Origin of the sequence: Glutamicibacter ardleyensis (assembly GCF_014644555.1) — a bacterium.
Classification (GTDB): domain Bacteria; phylum Actinomycetota; class Actinomycetes; order Actinomycetales; family Micrococcaceae; genus Glutamicibacter; species Glutamicibacter bergerei.
Map to the genome: position 1 here is coordinate 917,239 of NZ_BMKX01000001.1, position 20,323 is coordinate 937,561.

20 protein-coding genes and 1 riboswitch are annotated in these 20,323 nt (G+C 54.3%); of the genes, 9 read left to right on the plus strand and 11 right to left on the minus strand.

All coding sequences use genetic code 11. The annotated features are described in order from the left end of the window. Positions 1-40: 40 nt before the first annotated feature. Positions 41-1,432 (plus strand): flavin-containing monooxygenase, encoded by a 1,392-nt coding sequence (locus tag IEX04_RS04115; protein WP_229676984.1) that lies wholly within the window; start codon positions 41-43, stop codon positions 1,430-1,432. Further along, a complete protein-coding gene (locus IEX04_RS04120) occupies positions 1,410-2,240 on the plus strand; it encodes an SDR family oxidoreductase (protein ID WP_188683900.1) in 831 nt (276 codons plus the stop codon). The genes IEX04_RS04115 and IEX04_RS04120 overlap by 23 nt, the downstream gene beginning before the upstream one ends. Here IEX04_RS04120 and IEX04_RS04125 read toward each other — a convergent pair. After that, positions 2,201-3,442, minus strand: coding sequence for a glycosyltransferase family 4 protein (locus IEX04_RS04125; protein ID WP_229676985.1), 1,242 nt, complete (start codon positions 3,440-3,442; stop codon positions 2,201-2,203). The two genes, IEX04_RS04120 and IEX04_RS04125, sit on opposite strands and share 40 nt — an antisense overlap. Positions 3,443-3,691: 249 nt before the next feature. Between IEX04_RS04125 and IEX04_RS04130 the strand changes: the two genes are divergently transcribed. Next, the gene (locus tag IEX04_RS04130) at positions 3,692-4,561 is read left to right on the plus strand and encodes a DMT family transporter (protein WP_096257197.1); all 870 of its coding nucleotides are present in this window, start codon (positions 3,692-3,694) and stop codon (positions 4,559-4,561) included. Here IEX04_RS04130 and IEX04_RS04135 read toward each other — a convergent pair. Beyond that, positions 4,558-4,761, minus strand: a complete 204-nt coding sequence (locus IEX04_RS04135) for a hypothetical protein (RefSeq protein ID WP_096257199.1) — start codon at positions 4,759-4,761, stop codon at positions 4,558-4,560. The two genes, IEX04_RS04130 and IEX04_RS04135, sit on opposite strands and share 4 nt — an antisense overlap. A 168-nt stretch (positions 4,762-4,929) precedes the next feature. Between IEX04_RS04135 and IEX04_RS04140 the strand changes: the two genes are divergently transcribed. Both IEX04_RS04140 and IEX04_RS04145 read left to right on the plus strand, forming a co-directional pair. Next, complete coding sequence (locus IEX04_RS04140) at positions 4,930-5,475, plus strand: peptidylprolyl isomerase (protein ID WP_096257201.1); 546 nt, start codon at positions 4,930-4,932, stop codon at positions 5,473-5,475. Between the two features lie 230 nt (positions 5,476-5,705). Then, positions 5,706-6,416, plus strand: coding sequence for a rhomboid family intramembrane serine protease (locus tag IEX04_RS04145; RefSeq protein ID WP_229676986.1), 711 nt, complete (start codon positions 5,706-5,708; stop codon positions 6,414-6,416). Positions 6,417-6,922: 506 nt separating this feature from the next. Here the strand turns inward: IEX04_RS04145 and IEX04_RS04150 are convergent. Then, positions 6,923-7,537 (minus strand): LysE/ArgO family amino acid transporter, encoded by a 615-nt coding sequence (locus IEX04_RS04150; protein WP_096257205.1) that lies wholly within the window; start codon positions 7,535-7,537, stop codon positions 6,923-6,925. Between the two features lie 71 nt (positions 7,538-7,608). Here IEX04_RS04150 and IEX04_RS04155 point away from each other — a divergent pair, with 71 nt between their 5' ends. Together IEX04_RS04155 and IEX04_RS04160 are read left to right on the plus strand one after the other, a co-directional pair. Further along, complete coding sequence (locus tag IEX04_RS04155; RefSeq protein ID WP_188683904.1) at positions 7,609-8,493, plus strand: ArgP/LysG family DNA-binding transcriptional regulator; 885 nt, start codon at positions 7,609-7,611, stop codon at positions 8,491-8,493. A gap of 1 nt (position 8,494) precedes the next feature. After that, positions 8,495-8,563: riboswitch (guanidine-III (ykkC-III) riboswitch) on the plus strand. Between the two features lie 12 nt (positions 8,564-8,575). Then, the gene (locus tag IEX04_RS04160) at positions 8,576-8,893 is read left to right on the plus strand and encodes a DMT family transporter (protein WP_188683906.1); all 318 of its coding nucleotides are present in this window, start codon (positions 8,576-8,578) and stop codon (positions 8,891-8,893) included. A gap of 3 nt (positions 8,894-8,896) precedes the next feature. On the opposite strand, the gene IEX04_RS04165 is transcribed toward IEX04_RS04160, so the two are convergent. Beyond that, positions 8,897-9,154: a cell division protein CrgA gene (locus tag IEX04_RS04165; RefSeq protein WP_096257211.1), complete on the minus strand. Its 258-nt coding sequence runs from the start codon at positions 9,152-9,154 to the stop codon at positions 8,897-8,899. Positions 9,155-9,375: 221 nt separating this feature from the next. On the opposite strand from IEX04_RS04165, the gene IEX04_RS04170 reads away from it, so the two are divergent. Both IEX04_RS04170 and IEX04_RS04175 read left to right on the plus strand, forming a co-directional pair. After that, on the plus strand, positions 9,376-10,146 hold the full coding sequence (locus IEX04_RS04170) for a class E sortase (RefSeq protein WP_188683908.1): 771 nt from the start codon (positions 9,376-9,378) through the stop codon (positions 10,144-10,146). 173 nt (positions 10,147-10,319) lie between these two features. After that, on the plus strand, positions 10,320-10,964 hold the full coding sequence (locus IEX04_RS04175) for an anthranilate synthase component II (RefSeq protein ID WP_188683910.1): 645 nt from the start codon (positions 10,320-10,322) through the stop codon (positions 10,962-10,964). Here IEX04_RS04175 and pknB read toward each other — a convergent pair whose 3' ends face one another. From pknB to IEX04_RS04210, 7 genes are read right to left on the minus strand one after another with little or no spacing between them, the layout of a single operon-like run. Beyond that, entirely contained in the window at positions 10,965-12,875 is a 1,911-nt protein-coding gene (gene pknB, locus IEX04_RS04180) for a Stk1 family PASTA domain-containing Ser/Thr kinase (protein WP_188683911.1), read from the minus strand. Then, positions 12,872-14,689, minus strand: coding sequence for a protein kinase domain-containing protein (locus IEX04_RS04185; RefSeq protein ID WP_188683913.1), 1,818 nt, complete (start codon positions 14,687-14,689; stop codon positions 12,872-12,874). Before IEX04_RS04185 ends, pknB begins: the two co-directional genes overlap by 4 nt. Continuing rightward, on the minus strand, positions 14,686-16,134 hold the full coding sequence (locus IEX04_RS04190; protein WP_188683915.1) for a penicillin-binding transpeptidase domain-containing protein: 1,449 nt from the start codon (positions 16,132-16,134) through the stop codon (positions 14,686-14,688). Before IEX04_RS04190 ends, IEX04_RS04185 begins: the two co-directional genes overlap by 4 nt. Next, complete coding sequence (locus IEX04_RS04195) at positions 16,131-17,519, minus strand: FtsW/RodA/SpoVE family cell cycle protein (RefSeq protein ID WP_188683917.1); 1,389 nt, start codon at positions 17,517-17,519, stop codon at positions 16,131-16,133. The genes IEX04_RS04190 and IEX04_RS04195 overlap by 4 nt, the downstream gene beginning before the upstream one ends. Next, the gene (locus tag IEX04_RS04200; RefSeq protein WP_096257223.1) at positions 17,516-18,913 is read right to left on the minus strand and encodes a PP2C family protein-serine/threonine phosphatase; all 1,398 of its coding nucleotides are present in this window, start codon (positions 18,911-18,913) and stop codon (positions 17,516-17,518) included. Before IEX04_RS04200 ends, IEX04_RS04195 begins: the two co-directional genes overlap by 4 nt. A 3-nt stretch (positions 18,914-18,916) precedes the next feature. After that, positions 18,917-19,396: an FHA domain-containing protein FhaB/FipA gene (locus IEX04_RS04205; protein ID WP_096257225.1), complete on the minus strand. Its 480-nt coding sequence runs from the start codon at positions 19,394-19,396 to the stop codon at positions 18,917-18,919. Continuing rightward, positions 19,393-20,217, minus strand: coding sequence for an FHA domain-containing protein (locus IEX04_RS04210; RefSeq protein ID WP_188683919.1), 825 nt, complete (start codon positions 20,215-20,217; stop codon positions 19,393-19,395). The genes IEX04_RS04205 and IEX04_RS04210 overlap by 4 nt, the downstream gene beginning before the upstream one ends. Positions 20,218-20,323: the final 106 nt, after the last annotated feature.

Below are 20,323 nucleotides of genomic sequence, written 5' to 3' on the forward strand. Positions count from 1 at the left end.
GCAATCGTTTCAATGCAATACTCTTCGCATGGCTTACTTCGTGAAACCCGTGCACCGCAGCGCCGCGGTCATGGCACCCATCGCGTGCGATGAATCTTTGCCCAAAACGTGCGTGATTGGAGCCGGCTCTTCCGGCCTAGCGGCCGCCAAAGCGCTTTACCTTGCAGGTATTCCCTTCGACTGCTTTGAAAAGGGTAGTGAGATCGGTGGCAACTGGCTCTTGGATAATCCCAACGGTCAGTCTGCTTGCTATCAAAGCCTGGAGATCAATACCTCCTGTCCACGTATGGCATTCTCCGATTTTCCGATGCCAGCGGACTATCCCGCCTACGCCCGGCATGATCAGGTCCACGCCTACTTCGAGCAGTATGCGGCGCATTTTGGTTTCCGGCATACGATCACTTTCCGCACGAACGTAGTTGCGGTAACTAGGACTGAGGATGGACGCTGGAAGGTCGACATTGAGGGGCCCGAAGGCGCCCAGAGTCGTATCTACGAAGCGATACTCGTGGCAAATGGCCACCATTGGGACCCGCACTGGCCAGAACCCTCCTACCCCGGAACATTTACCGGCGAGCAGATCCATGCCCATGACTACCGCAGCGGCGATCAGCTAGAGGGCCGTGACCTACTTGTTGTCGGCGCAGGTAACTCGGCGATGGATATTACCGTTGCAGGGGCAGACCGGGCCAAGAGTGCCACACTGTCGATTCGCCGTGGTCAGTGGGTGATGCGCAAATTTTTGTTTGGCAAGGCAACCGATCAGATTGCGTTTCCGGGATGGATTCCTTGGTGGGCGACGAGATTACGTTTGCGTGTTGGGGCACTGGCTTCAGGTGGGCTGAAAAAGTATGGGTTGCCGAAACCGGCGCATGCCCCAGGCCAATCCCACCCCGTGCAATCTGAAGAAATCCGCACGCAGATTGCCGCCGGGAAGATTACGGTGCGCCCCGGCATCCGCCGCTTCGATGCGGATCACGTTGAGTTCACCGATGGCACGCGCACTCGAGCGGATTTGATCGTGTGGGCCATCGGCTATAAGGTCACTTTCCCATTCCTTGATTTCACGGTGATTAACCCCGAAGAAAATGAGCTTGCGCTGTGGAAACGTACGGTGCATCCGGACCTGCCAGGACTTTACTTCATTGGGCTGTTACAGCCGGTGGGCGCGGTCATGCCGCTAGCCGAGGCCCAGTCCGCGTGGATTGCTGATCTACTCAGTGGCGGATATTTCCCGCCCACTGAGGCGCAGATCCGTAAACAGATGATGACCGATCATGAGCGCAACAAATCCCGATTCTATGAGTCACCGCGGCACACCATGGAAGTCGACTTTGATTACTTCTTGTGGGATTTAGCCCGCGAGCGTAAGGCAGGCGCGAAGCGTGCGGAAGATAGGAGCAAACACCATGAGTTCGTTTCAACTAAATAACCGCGTTGTCGCAATCACCGGGGGCGCAAACGGCATCGGCCGGGCGACCGCGAAACTTCTCGCCGAGGCAGGAGCGCGGATTGCCATCGGAGACTATGACGTCGAAGCCGCGCGAGCTACGGCCAAGGAGCTCGGTGGAGCCGGTTTCTTTCTGGACGTCACCGATGCGCAATCCTTCACCGCATTCCTAGCCGATGTGCAAGGACAGTACGGACCAATCGACATCCTGATCAACAGTGCCGGAGTCATGTGGGTCGGAGAGTTTGAGCAAGAGCCGGAGTCGGCGTCCAGACGTCAACTCGAGGTGAACCTATTGGGAGTCATCCACGGCATCAAGCTGGCCACTCCAGGCATGCGTGCGCGCGGATCCGGTCACCTCGTTACCATCGCTTCGGCGGCCTCACTGCTGCCGACCCCCGGAGAGGCGACCTATGCGGCGAGCAAACACGGCGTGCTCGGCTACCTGAAGACAGTACGTGCAGAGCTACGCGGTAGCGGTATCCATGTTTCGGTGATCATGCCTACCGTCGTTGATACGGCGCTGGCCGCCGGCACAAGCACTGGATCAGCAGCGATGCTTCAATCTAGCGATATCGCACGAGCTGTCGCCCAAGTCATTGCCCGCCCACGATTTGAGGTCACCGTACCCGGGTACGTCGGTATCCTCCATCGCCTCTTAAGCCTGTTGCCACAGAGAATGCGAGACCTAATCTTAGGAAAGATGGTCCCTGATCAGGTTGCCTCGGTGGACCGCAAGGCTCGCTCGGACTACGAAGAGATTTTCCGACCGGGCCAACCGCCAGCCTGATGGCCACTGCGGACGCGTTCAGAACGCACCGTCCAGTAGCTCTGCAGTAGTTCCTCGCCGATCCGAAACCATGATCGGTCTTGAACCTGAGCATGTGCCGCGGAGGCAAAGGCTAGACGCTTGGCGTCATCGTAGATCAGGTCACTGACTCGATCACGAAGCTCGTTGAGGTCGCCCGGGGCATACAGCCAGCCTGTGCGCGAGGAATCCACCAGATCTAGCGGTCCTCCCCTGCCAACTGCAACGACCGGCACAGCGCAAGCCATGGCTTCCTGAATGGTTTGGCAGAACGTTTCCGAGGCGCCTGGATGAACAAAAACATCAAACGAGGCAATAACTTCCGCTAACCGGGTTCCGGAAAGGAAGCCGGTGAAGTGTGCGGTGGGCAAAATGCTACGCAATTCGTCTTCCAGCGGGCCCGAACCCACGATCACAAGTCTTGTATTCGGCAGTGAGCTCAAGACTCGTAGGTCAGCGACCTGCTTTTCGGCAGCAAGTCGGCCCACATATCCAATAATGCGTTCACCGGTGGGGGCAATAGCCTCGCGGAACTTTGCGTCACGCCGTTGTGGGGTGAATTGCACGGTGTCCACTCCCCTGCCGCTCAAAACAAGGCGCGTAACGCCCAGAGATTCGAGCTGGCGGCGCGAAAAAGTACTTGGCACCAACGTTAGGTCTGCAGTCGTGTGAATGGCTCTCACGTGATCCCAAAGCTTTTCGGTTAGCCACGGCATTTTATAGCGCGCGGCATAGGTCGGAACCTCGGTTTGATACATGGCAACGGAGGGTATGTTCAGTTCTTGAGCCGCACGTAGGGCACGCCAGCCTAATAAGAATGGGCTAGCCAGGTGCACCACGTCGGGTGCCTCTCTGGCCAAGATTCTTTTGAGACGGCCAACCCCTCCGGCAGCCAAGCGAACCTCCGGGTAATTAACCATTGCCACAGAGGGAACGGTAATGATCGGAAATCCCTTATATGAGCGGGGTACGCTGTGGCCCTTGAGCTCACCGGCCAACGAGGCTGCGGGAGTGATGACCACGGCGCTATGGCCGGTCAGCTCAAGATGATCAAGGGTCCTTAGGACCGAATTTGTAACCCCATTTACGTGGGGTAGGAACGATTCAGCAACGATGGCAACCTTCACAACTTCATGATGCGTGCCGCGGGTAACGCCGAGCTTAACAAGGCATACTGCGTTCATTAACTTCTCACAACGGAACCGACAAGTCCGTCGAAGAATGAACCAAACCCGGGATCAGATGTTTGTTCTCGAAGGATTCTCGGGAAGCCAATGTTAGTTCCTCAGGAGGCATAGAATCAATATAAAAAATTACAATAAACTGAATTTGACCAGCATGTATGTCGCTACGAGGATGTATATCTATAACTTGAGCTTACGCGCTCAGAGGCCCAGTTCAGGCAAGTCACGTAGAGCTTGTAAACTTAGCCGGTGACGTTCTTGTTAGCCGCGTTGGGAATACTCGGCATTTCAGCTTCTGGACCAATTATTGCGGCGTTTCCCGGCGTCCCGGTGATGTCCATGGCGTTTTGGCGCAATGGCGCAGCGGCCTTGCTCCTCGCAGGCCCGGCGATTAAGGAAAACCCGCGGCAGTACTTACGCTTCACTCGGCGAGAATGGTTTTACATTCTGGTTGCCGGTGGGGCGCTCGCCTTGCACTTCGTCTGTTTCATGTTTGCGGTCCGAATGACCAGTGTTGCGGCGGCTACCGCCTTGGTTTGTATCCAAGGCGTGTGGATTGCATTGTTTCAAGCGCTGCGCGGGGTGAGATATCGGTCCCCCGTGATAATCGGAATGAGCACCGCTATCGTTGGCGTTGTACTCATTACGGGTTTTGATTTGGGCCAAGGACTTACGGCGTTTATGGGTGACTTGTTAGCCCTTGCCGGTGGGGTACTCGCCGCGATTTATACGTTCGCAGGATCTGCGGCCCGGCGCACCATGAGCACCTCTCGATATACCTCGATCTGCTATGCCGTTACCGCGGTACTGTTGCTAATCATTTGCCTAGCTACAGGACAGCCTCTGTGGGGATTTGATGCCTGGGGTTGGGTTGGAATTATTCTGCTGACCGTCTGCGCGCAACTATTCGGGCACACTGCGATGAATCACCTACTCAGTGTGCTGGGGCCATTGACCGTTTCGACCCTGATCCTGCTTGAAATTCCCGGTGCTGCGTTGCTCGCCGCATTGCTCTTAGGGCAGGTGGTCCCGGTGGGCACATATATAGGTTTGGGAATCATCTTGCTTGGACTCGTATTTGTCGTCCGAGGCCAAGCGGCACCAAAACTTAGGGCTTAACTTTCCTCGACTAACGTTCGAACCTCAGCTATGTCAGCTTCGCGAGATTCGACAGGCTGCTGTGGTTCGGAAATTTTTGGTTCATTTTCCCAAGGGTCTTCCACCGGACGGGAAGCTTTCCACATGGCCACGATGAGAGCCACAATTCCTACGAACACGCCGAATGCTAAAAATTTTCCTGCTGCACTTTTCTTGCTCATGATTTCTCCCTTGTGAATCAATTTTTGTTCCCAGATACCTCCAGACTAGGCAGTTAGCCGATGTGAGACCAGTGTCCGCGAGTCTGACACCGGTGATGACGTAATTGTTTCACTCAGCGCGTACTTCAGCTTTGGCGGCCTTGGCCCTACTCATGGGAGAATGAAGCCATGACCGCAAACGCAACGCATAAAGCCACGATTCACACTACTTTGGGCGACATCGTCGTCGATCTTTTCGGCAACCACGCCCCGAAGACCGTAAAGAACTTCGTTGGCTTGTCGACCGGTGAGCAGGAATGGGTACACCCAGAGTCCGGTGACAAGAAGACCAACACCCCGCTGTACAGCGGCACCATCTTCCACCGCATCATTTCTGACTTCATGATTCAGGGTGGCGACCCACTGGGTCAGGGCTTTGGCGGCCCAGGCTACCAGTTCGACGATGAGATCCACCCAGAACTGAACTTCAACGATCCTTACAAGCTTGCCATGGCAAATGCCGGCATCCGCATGGGTCGTGGAACCAACGGTTCGCAGTTCTTCATCACCACCGTTGCAACCTCATGGTTGCAGGGCAAGCACACCATCTTCGGTGACGTAACCGATGCAGAATCCCGCAAGGTTGTTGACGCCTTGAACGCCGTTGCAACCGATGGCCGTGACAAGCCATTGGAAGATGTTGTTATCACCTCGGTAGATATCGAGACGCTGTAACTTTCAGTAGTAATAACTGCGGCTCCGGTGATTCCCTTGGGGAGTCGCCGGAGCCGCAGTTTTTTTAAACCACCACGATGAGATCAAGGTAGAAACAGATGTCTTACGGTCAAGTGACTCCCGCGGGGCAGTCGGCTCCAAGCTGCTATAGACACCCAGGAACGGTCTCATATGTGTCCTGCAATCGATGCGGCCGTCCGGTATGCCCTCAATGTCAGGTGCCGGCTCCCGTGGGAGTGCAGTGCGTCGAATGCGTCCATGAAGCGAATAAGAAGATCCCTTCTCAGCGGACCGAATTTGGTGCGCGGGCGCGCCAAGGTGTCCCGATAATTACTTATTCACTGATTGCGGTGAACGTTCTCGCCTACATTCTTCAATGGGTGGTCCCGGCGGCCACTGGCTACATGTACTTGGTCCCTATGTGGGCGGATTCAGAACCATGGCGCTTGATCACCAGTGCGTTCGCGCACTCCAGGGGCTCTATCTTTCATCTAGCGATGAATATGTACGGCATTTATCTCTGTGGAGTTTTCCTCGAGCCGCGACTGGGTCGCGCACGCTTTAGCTGGCTTTATCTACTGAGCACCTTGGGTGGATCCTTGGGTATTCTCCTGCTGAGTCCCCCACTGAGCGCTACTCTGGGTGCCTCGGGCGCTCTCGCAGGGCTCTTCTTATCCCTCTTCGTAGTTTTCCGCACCAACAAGCAAGTCCTACGTCAGATGGCCATTGTTCTAGTACTCAATGTGGTGCTCGGATTTGTGGTCTCGGGTATTTCTTGGCAGGGACACCTCGGTGGTGCTGTCGTTGGCGCACTGGCGGCCGCTTGCATTGTGTTGGTGCCACGTAATCCACAACGTACGAAGATTCAATTCTCTTTGTTGGGTGTCTTGACGATAGTTGTGGCAGTAGCGATATATCTTGCGGCTGTGGCCGTGAAGTAGCCGCTAAGTTAATTCGAACTCTTCTGCGTCTAGTTATCCACAAGTATTATCCACACTGTTAATAACTTACAACCATGTAACTCGCATCTGGGTAGCGATGGGACACCCCTTAGACGCCCATGATTTCGTGGATATGCCACTTCCGGCATCGAATACTCACAGCTTTACCCACAATTGTGGATAACTTTTAAACAGGCCCTGTAGATAGCCTTATTCCGAGACCCTGTGCCGATCCGTTTAGTTGTTCGAATTTTTAAACGAATCTCTGATATCTGTCGACTGAGTCACCATAAAGAAGATGTCCACACGCGTAATCCACAGTGTTAATAACTTACAACCATGTCATTCAACAACATGCAATTGGCGCTGACTTGGAATAATGAATAGTTTATACAGCCCCTGCTCACCTTATCCCCACCTGTGGATAAAGTTGTGAACAAGTAAATAAGAACGTTCTCCACAAGGTGTGTGGATAACCTGTTAATACTGTGGATATCTCACACTCTTTACAAAAAGAGCGGTCGAATCAGCAACACCGCAAAAATGGTCATAAAGATGCAAATGATCGCATCCAGAATGCGCCAGGACGTGGCGCTTGCGAAAATGCGGGACAAGAATCTGGAAGCATAACCAAGTGCCGTGAACCAACAGATGCTGGCCGCAATTGCACCGAGTGCGAAATACCATTTACCGTCGTGCTGTGCGACTGCTACGGAACCGAGCAGAATAACCGTGTCTACGTAAACATGCGGATTAAGCCAAGTCAGAGATAAAGCGGTCAGCGCAACCGTCCATTTGACGGTCGGTGCTGGAGAATTTGAAGTGCTTAGAATGCCAGGGGAGACCGCACGCTTTAGCGCAAGGATGGAGTAGCACAGCAGGAAAATAAAGCCACCAATCCGTGCATAAGTGAGGATCCACGGAGCGTGCTCAACGAGGGTGCCGATACCCATGACCCCGGCCAAAATTAGTACTACGTCTGACGCCGCGCAAATCACGACGGTGAGCAACACGTGTTCTCGTCTGATCCCTTGACGCAGCAGGAACGCGTTCTGGGATCCAATGGCGATGATGAGCGAAAGTCCTGTGGAGAATCCAAGGAATATTGGTGCGGGGATCATAGGGTAACGGTAAAAGAAGTCACTAACCGGTGTCTAACTTAAAATACTGAAGCTACATTAGTCTTGCTAATGTGAATTTAGATCTTGAACACCTCGAAACCTTGCTCGCGGTCATCGATGCGGGGAGCTTTGACGATGCTTCCATTGATCTCGGAGTCAGCCCCTCGGCTATTAGCCAACGGATTAAATCCTTGGAAAGCAGGTTGGGGGCAATCTTGCTGGTACGAAGCCGGCCGGTGAAGCCCACTGAGCAAGGAGCGCGGGTGTTGCGCTACGCGCGACAGATTTCTCTATTGGGCACCGAATTCAGTGAAGAGCTCATGCGTCACGAAGGCCGCGAAGGCAAGATATCACTCACTATCGGAGTTAACGCCGATTCTTTGGCTACCTGGTTCGCTCCGGTCTTCACCGCTCTGGCAAAGTGGCCACAGTTAAGTTGCGAGATTTTACGTACGGATGAAAATCTCACGGTCGGACTGCTTCGTTCAGGCAGGGTCAGCGCGGTGGTGACAAATAGCCAGGAAGCTGCGCAGGGGTGCACCATTCGACGTTTGGGGAGTATGCGTTACTACGCCGTAGCAGCCCCGGGCGTGGTGAGTGAGGCAAGTAAAGACGAGCTCTCCTCGGTGCCAATAGTACTTTTTGATAGAGAGGATCCGTTACAGCATCAAATGCTCGAGCGAATTGATCCCACGAAGCCGCGCCCAGTGGGAACCATCTCTTATGTTCCAGACTCGCTGCTCTTTGTACAGGCGATTCGCGCGGGTATGGGGTGGGGCATGGTTCCCGAACAACAATTAGCTATAGCACCCGAGCTCATGGTTCTCAACGAGCAATGGTTTATTGATGTGCCATTATTCTGGCAACGCTGGTCCGTTGACTCTCCAGCACTTGATCGTCTGGGGAATATTCTGTACACGGCGGCGCAAGAAAGCGGTATTGGTTTGCTACCCTAAGGGAGAGTCGGCGGTAGGCCGATTCCCGGACGAGGGAGCCGTACCCGGAACGATAGCTAAGACGGCCAGTAAGGTATCTGGCGTGTATTGGCTAATTCTCGTAATTTCCGGTCTTTTTGAAGCAGTTTGGGCTACCGCACTAGGCATGAGTTCTGGGTTGTCGAAGCTCGTTCCCAGCATCATATTTTTCGCCACACTTATTGTTTCTATGGGCGGGCTGGCGTACGCAATGAAAGAAATCCCCACCGGAACCGCATATGCGGTCTGGGTGGGGATTGGTGCTTCTGTCACGGTGATCTACGCAATTGCGACCGGTCAAGAAGCATTTTCTGTACTGAAAATGCTATTCATTGTGGGCCTGATTGGTTGCGTTATCGGCCTCAAAGCAGTCAGTGAATAACTACTATTTCCAGCCAGTTGTCATGAAGAAACCAACCATGGCAATACCAAAGCCAATGACAATGTTCCATCCGCCAATATTTGGGATCGGGAACAGGGTCTGCGAAATGTAATAAACGATAATCCAGACCAGACCCAGTAGCATCAATCCAAACATCACTGGCTTGTACCAGCTTGGCATGGGCTTATCCGCGGCATGTGTGCCCGGTGCGACCTGCTGGGTCTGTGGTTTGTTCTTGCGTCGTGGCTTAGACTCCGGCACTAGAATTCTCCCTCGGCTTCATCCGCATGTTGTAGTAAAAGGGGGAGACTTTCAGGTCTTCCCGGTAGTGTTAGGACAAGTAATGAACGAAAGTTCGCATCATTTTCCTGCGTAGATTCCATACTAGCGGTAATGTGCTTAGTCCTTGATTTAGGGTTCATGGAAAATTCGAAAGTTGAGTCCGTAGTGAATGCCAAACCGTCCAAAGGAGCACCACCAAAGTGAACCGTGTAGCGTCTGCACCCGGGCGAAGGATGGCCCGTGAAAAGCAAACATTTGGCAACCGGATTACCGGGTTCCTTGGTGAATTGCTGATTACCCTTGGCATTGTCCTCATGCTTTACGTTGTCTGGGAACTTTGGTGGACGAACATAGATTCCGCGAACGCACAGAAAGAAGTGACGCAGAATCTAGTTCAAGATCTGGGCGACGTGGTGATTCCCCACGAAGAAGTGGAAGAAGACATCGATTACGGTCCGGCACCGGTCAGTGAGGCCGCGCCAGGTGAAACTTTCGGGATCATGTACTTCCCAACATTCGGTAAAAAGGGCACGCATCACCCGGTGAGCTACGGCGTGCAGAGCTCGGTAATCGACAATCTGGGGATTGGCTATTATCCGAACACCCAGTTGCCCGGCGAAAAAGGAAACTTTGCAGTTGCAGCGCATCGGCAGACCCACGGTCAAGTTTTTTGGGACATCGACAAATTAGACGATGGCGATCATATCTACCTGCAAACCAAGGAAGGGTATTACACCTACACCTGGTTTGATACCGAAATTGTCACGCCATCTAATGGCGACGTGTTGCTCCCAACACCACACAAATGGGGTGTGGAACCCAAAAAATCGATTCTCACGATGACAAGTTGCCACCCACCATTTAGCACTCGAGAGCGCATCATTGCCTACTCCGAACTCACCGATTGGCAGCCGTTAGATGCTGGGCCGCCTAAGGAAATTCGGAAACTCGTTGTCGACGCCACAAGCTAGGGAGTAATAATGTACGCATGGATTTTTCGAAATCTGCCAGGACCAATCTGGTTACGCATTATTGAAGCATTAATATTGCTGGCCGCTGTCGTGCTATTACTAATGATGTACGTCTTCCCGTGGCTGTCGCAGTTCAGCCCATTTACCGACTCAACGATTGGCCAGAGTAACCCGTGAGCACCACCAAGATCCTCGTAATCGACAACTACGATAGCTTCGTTTACACCCTCGTTGGTTACCTCCAAGAGCTCGGTGCCCAGACTACGGTTCACCGTAACGATCAGATAAGTCTCGAGCAGGCCCAAGAGCTTGCAGCAGAATATGACGGTGTTCTTATTTCTCCGGGGCCGGGTGATCCCGCCGGGGCTGGCGTGAGCGTCGACTTGATCAAGTGGTGCGCAGGGCACGACAAACCGATGCTCGGTGTGTGTCTAGGGCACCAGGCGCTTGCTGAAGCATTCGGGGGAGTCGTGACGCATGCTGAAGAGTTGATGCACGGCAAAACTTCGTTAGTCAGTCACGAAGAACATCCGGTATTCAAGAACGTGGCGAATCCGTTTACCGCCACTCGATACCACTCACTGGCTGCGGTTCGCGATAGTATCCCGCAGGAATTGGAAATTATCGCGGAAACCGCTGGGGGAGTCATCATGGGATTGGCTCACCGCACCGCTCCATTGTGGGGTTTGCAGTATCACCCAGAATCGGTACTCACCGAACAGGGTTATCAGATGCTCGGCAACTGGCTGGAATTTATTGGACTGCAGGGGGCAGCCGAAAAGGCCGGCACCCTGAGCCCACTATTTAGTGGCGAGTAGTTAGTCGCCGCGATTACCACGGCCGTTGCCGTTCCCATTGCCATTGGTTGACTGTGGAGGCATCGACTTTTCGGTCCCCGGGGTTTTACTTTCCGTCGGTGGCGTTGACTCATCTGTTTCGTCAGAGCTCTGTGAGGTCTCTGGGGCCGTTGGGCTCTGGCTTGGGGTGGGTTCTGGCTGATCGACTGACACAGATACGGTCACAAAGGATCCCTGAGCAACCTCGGCGCCAGCGACTGGATCTTGCAGGAACAACGTCCCTGGTTCAGACTCGTCGGGAACTTCGACAAACTTCGCCAACAAGCCTACGTCTTCAGCGGTGAGAGCCTTTTCGGCTTCATCACGGGTCATTCCATTGATATCAGGCACCTTGACCATCCCGGTGGAAAGAATAAGATCCACGGTTGACCCGGCCTTAACCTTTGAACCAAGCTCGGGGCTAGTGCCGATCACCCAATCGGTAGGAATACTCGCGTGATTCTCCCTGCTGACGTCACCAACTTCTAGACCCGCCGCCCGAATTGCCTCGCGGGCAGCGACCTCGGACTGATTTTCAAGAGATTCTGGAATAACGCGATCTTCGGTCCCCTCGGAGATAAAAAGCTTGACCGTTGAATCCTTGGACAGCTGAGCCCCGTTATTCGGATCGGTACGCGTCGCCTTGTTTTCATCAACGTCAGCGCTAAACTCGCGCTCAACATCCACCTTGAAGGTTGCATCGTTGAGTAGTCGAGTGGCATCTACTTCAGAGAGATTCTTGACCTCGGGAACCGCGACGGGTGCCCGCTGTTCGGCCTCGGCCTGCAATGACCTAATCACTAAGAAGCTGGCGATACCCACCGCGACCAAAGCGATAATCGTCAACAGCCAAATCAGGCCACGGTTCGAGCGGTGTTCCCGAGGACGTTCGTCGCGCTCATCGGCACTGGAAGAGAACACCGGATGCTCGCTAGTGCGCGGATGCCGAAATGCTGCGGTTTCCTCCTGATGCTCATAGAAGGGCACCGTAGCAGCCACCATCGTGGCCGCCTCATCTCGGTAAGGAATACCGTTCTGAGCATCCTCCAACGCCGTTGCAAAGGCGCCAGCAGACTGGAAACGCTGGTCTCGTTCCTTAGCTAAGGATTTGAGCACCACAGCGTCATAGATTTCAGGAAGTGAATTGTTAACCTCGCTGGGAGGAACCGGGCTCTCCCCAACATGCTGGTACGCCACAGATACCGGAGAATCACCGGTAAACGGGGGCTGATGAGTAACCAGCTCATAAAAAAGGCAACCGGCCGAATAGATGTCGGAACGGTAATCTACCAGTTCTCCTCGTGCCTGCTCAGGAGAAAAATACTGTGCGGTGCCGACAACCGCCGCCGTTTGGGTCATGGTTGAGGAGGTGTCCATGGCTCGGGCGATTCCGAAATCCATGAGTTTCACGTGACCCTGGTCTGTCAACATTATGTTCGCCGGTTTGATGTCGCGGTGTACGACATTTTTCATATGAGAATGATCCAGCGCATCACACACACCACGGATCAGTTCTACCGCGTATTGCTCATCGACATGCTCATCTTTGAGCACCTGCCTCAGCGTGCGTCCAGAGACATATTCCATGACGATATACGGTGAGGTGCTCCTGCTATATTCGGTGGCAGGAAGCTCGCCAGTGTCGTAAACAGCAACGATATTTGGATGGCTGAGCCCGGCGACCGACTTCGCCTCGCGGCGGAATCGGTTGGTCACCATCGGATTATCTGCGGTGTCGTGGCGCAGGACTTTAACCGCTACCTGACGGGCAAGAGTATGGTCCGTCGCTAAATAAACGTCTGCCATCCCGCCACGGCCGATCAGCGACCGTATTTCATAACGGTCGGCAATCAGCCGAGGCAAACCGGGCGGCAATGCATCAAAATTACTCATGGTGCTTCGCTTGCGCCAGTTTCTTTAGGTGTTGCCGATTCGGTAGGGGTAGCAGTTGGTGTTGGTGTTGGAGTCGGAGTTTCGCTCGGAGTTTCTTTTGGCTCCGGGCCAAGCGAGATAATCAACGAGATTCGCGAACCAGGAGTGACCTTGGTGCCTTCTGCGGGGGTTTGTTTCAGCACGGTATTTGCTACCGAAGAATCGTGTTCTTCTCCACCCTTGGATACTGCAAGACCAGAGTCCTGCAACAGCTTTTGCGCGGCTTCGTAGCTCATGCCGGTAACCGCAGGAACATCAACGGTTTCTGGGGCCTTCGCGTAGCTCACCTTGACCGTAGAACCGGGTTCAACACTTCCGGTTGGTGAAACCGATAGCACCTCGCCAGGATTAGCTTCCGAGCTTTCCGTTGCAGAATCGCTGACCTCTAGACCCAGGGACTTCAGTTGTGCGATGACGGTATCAATATCCTTGCCCACTAAGTTTGAAGGCACGGTGACGGACTTGACCGTTTTTGTTGGGGCAGTGGTCTCTTCGCTTGGTGTGCTGGTTTCGTCGCTTGGTTCGGTAGTTTCAGCACTAGGTTCGGAACTTTCCACCGATGCACTGGTGCTGACCGGAGGGCTAGTTGGTTCGGTGTTCGAGGAACCCAATTTTGGAATGAGCCAAGCGCCCAAGGCAATCAATGCTGCCAAGACGATGACTACCACCAGTGGAATGATCCACGGGTTTCGTTTCTCGTCCTCATAGCCGTCTTGATTGTCCGCCTGATGCTCGTCAAAGCCTTCGTCATCGTAGCTCGCGGCCGAAGCACCTACAGCCGCGGCCCCCACAGCGGCTGGCGCCGAGACCGTAGGCATGGCGTTAGTCATCGGCGGAGCAGCGTTTACCGAGGTGACGGCTCGGGTGGCGTCTTCATCGAGATTAAGTGCCTGAGTAGCGTCATCGTGCACACCGGTGATGAGCATGCCGGGTACGGCGATGGTCGCGGTGTTCGTGTCACCCTTGCGTAGCGCCTCTGCGGCGTCTGCCAAAGCATTCGCGTTAGCTGGACGATCTGCCGGGTTCTTGGCGAGCATCGAAATGATCAGCTGACGAACGGGTGCGGGCAGCGAATCGGGAAGCGGTGGGGGAGCGTCGTTGACCTGCGCCAACGCGATAGCGATCTGTGATTCACCGGTGAATGGCCGACGTCCGGCAAGACATTCGTAACCGATGACGCCCAGTGCATAGATATCCGAGCTGCCCGTGGCGATCTGACCGGTGGCCTGCTCCGGAGCTAGGTACTGGGCGGTGCCCATCACCTGACCGGTGGCCGTCAGTGGAACCTGATCGGCCAAGCGCGCAATGCCAAAGTCGGTAATCTTCACAACACCGGTAGGCATCACCAGAATATTGCCGGGTTTCACGTCGCGGTGTACGAGGCCATGTTCATGCGCTGCGGCCAATGCACGAGCGGTCTGTGCAATCAGTGACAGCGTGCGATCCACGTCGAGCTTTCGCTCGCGTTCGATAATGGTCGACAGCGGTGGGCCAGGAACGAGTTCCATGACCAGATACGCAGAGCCCTGCTCCTCGCCGTAGTCGAAAACGCCCGCGATACCCGAGTGATTTAGCAACGCCGTGTGGCGCGCCTCAACGCGGAAACGAGTCAGAAAACTCTCATTGTCCGTGTATTCCTCTTTGAGGATCTTGATCGCAACTAAGCGTCCAAGAACCTGATCTCGGGCCTTCCAGACCTCGCCCATGCCACCGATCGCGATGCGGTCAGTCAGCTTGTATCGACCGCCCAAGGTGGTGCCGGTTACTGGCCTCACTTGTTGAACACCGCCTCTGTCATCTTCTTCATCAGTGACCCGGCCGTGTTGTGGCCAGTATCGTAATCTACTTGTTCAATGTTCACGGTGATCGCGACCTGTGGATCATCACCCGGCGCGAAGCCGGTGATCCAGGAATTGACCATCCCCGTGGTACCAATTTGTGCAGTACCGGTCTTGACCCGTAGGTCAACACCTGGCACCGCGGCATTCATTGCCGTGCCCGACTGCACGGGGCCCATCATCAATTCGGCCACCGTGTTGGCGACTTCCTTGGTAGTAGCCGTAGAGAAAGCCTTGGGCTTTGGATCTTCAATTACTCGGAGATCCGGGGCGATGACCTTATCAATCATATTTGGTTGCATGATTACCCCGTCGTTAGCGATAGCCATGGCGACCATATTCATTTGCAAAGAAGTCGTTTTTGTATCGAACTGTCCGATGGTGGACATGGCTAACTGTGAGGCAGTCATGCCAGTCGGGAAAACACTGGCAGTTACGGACTGCGGAATGTTTAGCTGTTGTCCAAATCCGAAGCGTTCGGTGACATCCTCATATGGTTTTGCGCCGAGCTTCTCGCTGATATTCACGAATGGCGTATTGCAGCTCTGGGTAAAGATGAATTCGAGCTTTGCCTGCGGTTGGCGGGCACAGATGCCGGCTTCAAAGTTTCGGAGTTTGGTATTCGTACCCGGCAAGGTGATGCGGGTCGGGTTATCGATTACCGTATTCAAATCATATTCACCGGATTCCAGCGCCGCCACGGTACTCAAAATCTTGAATGAGGAGCCTGGCGCTACGAGGTTTCCGATCGCAGGATTAATGTAAGGGCTCAAACCCTTGACGTTGTTCAGCTTCTTCATGTTTTCGGCAGCTTTAACCGTCGAGTGGACTGCAAGCTCATTGGGGTCAAAGCTCGGCTTTGAAGCCATAGCTAGAATGTCACCGGTTTTTGGATCCGTCACCACGATGGTGGCCCGCAATCCATCCGGGATCATTTCGTAGGCCTTCTTCTGCAGATCGCCATCAATGGTGAGCTCGACCGAAGCACCTTCGGCCTTCTTGCCGGTAAACATCGCGGTGAGGCGATCAAAGACCAGATCGGAGCTGCTGCCGGTCAGCCAAGAATTCAGATCTGATTCCAGATGGGTGCTGCCATTAGCCAGTGAGTAATAACCGGTGAGGTGAGCGTATTCCTCGGGATTGTTGTACTTGCGCTGGTACGTGAATTGACCGTCATCGGTGGGTACCGATTCCGCAATAGGTTTACCGTCTACCAAGATGGCCCCGCGCGGTAGATCAAATTCGCGGTAAAGCTGACGCTTATTCAGCGAATTATCGGCAAGCTTTTCGGCACTGAAGAACTGGATGTAGCTTAAGCCTGCAAGGCAGACAACGAACATCATGGTCAAAGCGACCCAGACGCGCTTAATGGCTTGATTCATACGTTCTTCACCGCCTTTGTAGTTATAGCTCCCGGAGTTGCAACCTCGTCGGTGGGTCCCACGCCGCCGAGCATTGGACGACGTGAATTATGCGAAATCATTAAGAGTAAGGCGACGATGATCCAGTTCGCGAGCAACGATGAACCACCGGCCGCCATGAAAGGAGTTGCCAAACCGGTCAATGGAATCAGTCGCGATACGCCACCAATAATGACGATGCACTGCAATCCGAGGGTGAAAGACAACCCAGCGGCGAGGAGCTTGCCGAAGGTATCTCGTGATCCCAAGGCCGCGCGTAGTCCTCGACTGATCAGCAACATATAGAGCAGCACGATTGCCGAAAGCCCTATCAGACCGATCTCTTCACCAAAGGAAGCGATGATCATGTCCGAGTTTGCAAGCGGAACACGGTAGGGAGAACCTTGACCCAGACCGGTGCCAAATAGTCCACCGTCGGCCATGCCAAACAGGCCTTCGACGATCTGCATACTGCCGCCGCGGGCCTGATAAATTTCCGGGGAGAATGCATTGAGCCAAACGTCGATGCGGCGGGTTACGTGACTCATCGTCATCGCGGCAAAGACGCCTCCGGCCGCAACCATCAACAGACCGATGAGCACCCAGGAGATTCGGGCGGTAGCCACATAGATCATCACGATAAACAGGCCGAAGAACAGAATCGAAGAACCAAGATCTCGCTGCACCACGAGTACACCAATGGACAATACCCAGGCCACCACCATTGGTGCCATATCGCGCAGTCGTGGCAATTGCAGTGGGCCAAGCTTGCGCCCAGCCATCAAGATGAGGTCACGGTTGGACGAAAGATAGCCAGCAAAGAAGATCGACAAGGTGATTTTGGCCAGCTCGCCGGGCTGCATAGAGAACGGGCCTAGCCGGACCCAAATGCGAGCACCGTTGATGGTCACGCCAAATCCGGGAATCATCGGCAAAAGCAGCAAGATTATTGATGCCAGCAATGCGATGTAGGTGAATCGGCGCAACATGCGGTGATCGCGGATCGCCCAGAGAACGACGGCTGCAATGATTACAGCGATGGTGGTCCATAGAAGTTGACGCATGGATTGATCCGTGGTTTTTGCCAAGTCAATCCGGTGAATCATCGCTAAGCCAAGGGAGTTCAAAGCTACCGTAATCGGAAGTATTACCGGATCAGCATACTTAGCGAAAATGCGTAACATGATGTGCATAAGGAGGGCTAGCCCAGCCAGAATTCCGGTTTGCACGAAGAAGTCGGTGTTGTCGTTCGCGTCCGAGCTACTTCCAACGAGGAAGAAGGCTGCGGCACCAACACTCAGCGCCAGTAATAGTAGAACCAGCTCCAAATTGCGTCGTGGAACCGGCGCGGTGTGCAGTTCGCTCATCGCATGATCTCCTGACAATAGGCTGGCGGAAGTGGGGAATTCTGATTACCGCCGTTAGTACCCGGCGCCTGAACAGGACAATTCTGTTTTGCCGTGACAAGAAGTTCTTGAATCATCATGGCCGCGTGTTCCTGGCTGTCGGCCAAAATTGCAGATTCCACGCGCTGCCGTGAATATTCGGGCAGGGCTTCAAGTGGAATACTGCTGACGGTGTCGACCTCAGACAACGAAATCGGTCCGAGCTCTTGTGGCACACCGCGATAGATGGCGACCTTGTCTCCAACGGCTCCCACATAGAACTGGGTTTGTGTCCAGAGGTAACCCCAGACGCCCAGTCCGATGATTAGCAAGGTGGCCATGGTCAACAGCAGTGGCATAAACCAGCGATGCTGCACGGGACGTGAATCCAATGGGTCAAGAACTTCACCGGCAGCTGGCGAACGGTGCGTAAGTAACGCGGCGGCTCGACGTTCACCGGTGTGCTGGGTGACCACAGGAATCTGGCCGGTCTGCGTCGCCAGTTGTGCGGCACCGACCAAAAGGTGTGGACGTTGCGAAATCTCGTGGCGCAACACGGATGCGCTTGCCTCAACATCGCCTTCGGCGGCGATGGTCAGCTGACCAGTATCTGGCGCCGGTTCGAAGCTGGCCGGACCCGCATCTTCGGTGTCATCTACTTCGATGACGTCAAAGAGCACGACGGTAACGTTATCCGGCGCTCCGTTACGTAGAGTAGTTGCTACGAGGTCGTTGACCGCCGCATTCATATCTGCAGTGCCACGCACAATTTGTTCGATGATGGGCACTGCCACCGCATCGGTCAAACCGTCTGAGCATAAGAGCCAGCGTTCTCCGGGTTGCGCTTCGAGCTGTAATACATCTACTTCGGGGGATGCGTCAGAATCGCCCAGCACACGCAGTAGTACGTTTTTATGTGGGTGAGTTTCTGCCTCGTGCGGCTGGATTCGACCCTCTTCAACGAGTCGTTGAACAAAGGTGTGGTCGCGGCTGATCTGTTCAAATTCATTATTCTTCAGGCGGTAGGCGCGTGAGTCGCCAATATGCGCCAGATGTAAGGTCTCACCGGAGAGAAGCACCGAGGTGACGGTGGTGCCCATGCCTGAAAGTTTCGGATTTGCACCGACAAGTTCGTTGAGCACCAAATTTGCTGCCTGAATTTCATCGGTCAGGGCATTTTGTGGATCTACCGTGTAGCGGCGGTCCAGATGCACCAGATCTAGCACCGTGGAAGCCGATGCCACATCGCCACCGACGTGACCTCCCATGCCGTCGGCCAGAACCGCGAGGTATTCGCCGGCATAGGCAGAGTCGTCGTTCTTTTTGCGTATGCGTCCGACATCGGACATGGCCGCAAATTTAAACTTTAAAGCCATTGGCTAGGCCTTCAATTCCAGAACAGTCTTCCCGATGCGGATTCGCTGTCCCGGTTCAACTGGCTGTGCACGAGTGAGCTGACTATCTCCCACAAAGGTGCCGTTGGTAGAGCCCAGATCCTCGATAAACCACCGTGACCCCTGAGGGAAAAGGCGCGCGTGACGGCCTGAAGCATAATCGTCTTCGAGAACCACGGTGGCGTCTTGCGCGCGGCCGAACATAATAGGTTCTCCCTGCAAAGGGATGCTGCGTCCGGCTAGTGGGCCCTCAACAATGTGTAAGGTGCTAGCTGCCTTGCGTGTGCTGACCTCAGGTTCGGCAAGTTCTGGATTCTTCTTCAAAGCCCTGGCGCTGGGTGCGCCGGTACGAGCTCGAGCACCAATTGCTAGGTCGCGGCGCATGGCGCCAACAATGCTCAAAACGAGTAACCAAATCAGGACGAGGAAGCCAAGGCGGAACAGGCTGAGTACGAGATCATTCATGCACGGCCTCCGTTGCTAGGCGTAATTAGGCGAAAAACTATCTTGGTCTGTCCAATAGTAATGATTGAACCGTCCAATATACGCGTCTGCGCGGAAATCTTCTTACCATCGACGTAGGTACCGTTGGTTGAGCCGAGATCGGTGACTACATAAGAGCCCGGAGACTTCTGCTCTACTCGAATATGCTGACGGGAAACTCCAGTGTCGTCTACCGGAATATCGGTGCTGGCCGAACGACCAAGCACGATCGAGTGGTGATTGAGCGCGAAACGCTGTCCATTGACTTCGACTACCGCTTGTTTCGGAAGTGGCGCGGCGGCCGGGGCTGCTGGCTTTGCGGTAGGTCGAGGTTGTGCGGTGGTTTGTGGTGTTGGCGTCGCGGCAACAGGCGTTGGTTCTGCCTTTGGCGCCTGGGGTTTCACGGGAGCAGAAGCGACCGGGTTTGCGCTTGAATCCTTCACGGATCCTGCAACTTCCACTTCGCCGGCCTTGAGTTCTTGAGAATTCACAAAATGAATCATGATCTTTCCCTGAACCGAGTATCCCTGGGCGACCGCGTGTTCCGCGGTGACCTTAGCCATCTCGTTGACTACTGGGGATCCCCATGCTTTGGCGGTGTCAAAATCTTTAGTACTCAACGACACGACGAAGTCGTTCGGAGCAAGGCTGCGACCTTCACTGATCGCGAGAATTCCGCGATCCATTTCATTGCGAAGCGCGGTAGTTAGTTCGACAGGCTTAATGTCTGCAGTGCTGTTACCACGAAAGAAGCTGGTGACGACCTTCTCTAAGCCTCGTTCGACATTATCGAGAAAGCTCATTACGTGTGCTCCTTTCCTGTAGTCCATGGCGTTTTTTGGCCCGGAATTTCAGTTCAATGTCCTTGCGACACAGAACGTCATTCTCGATCTTACTGTTTTCAGCTGT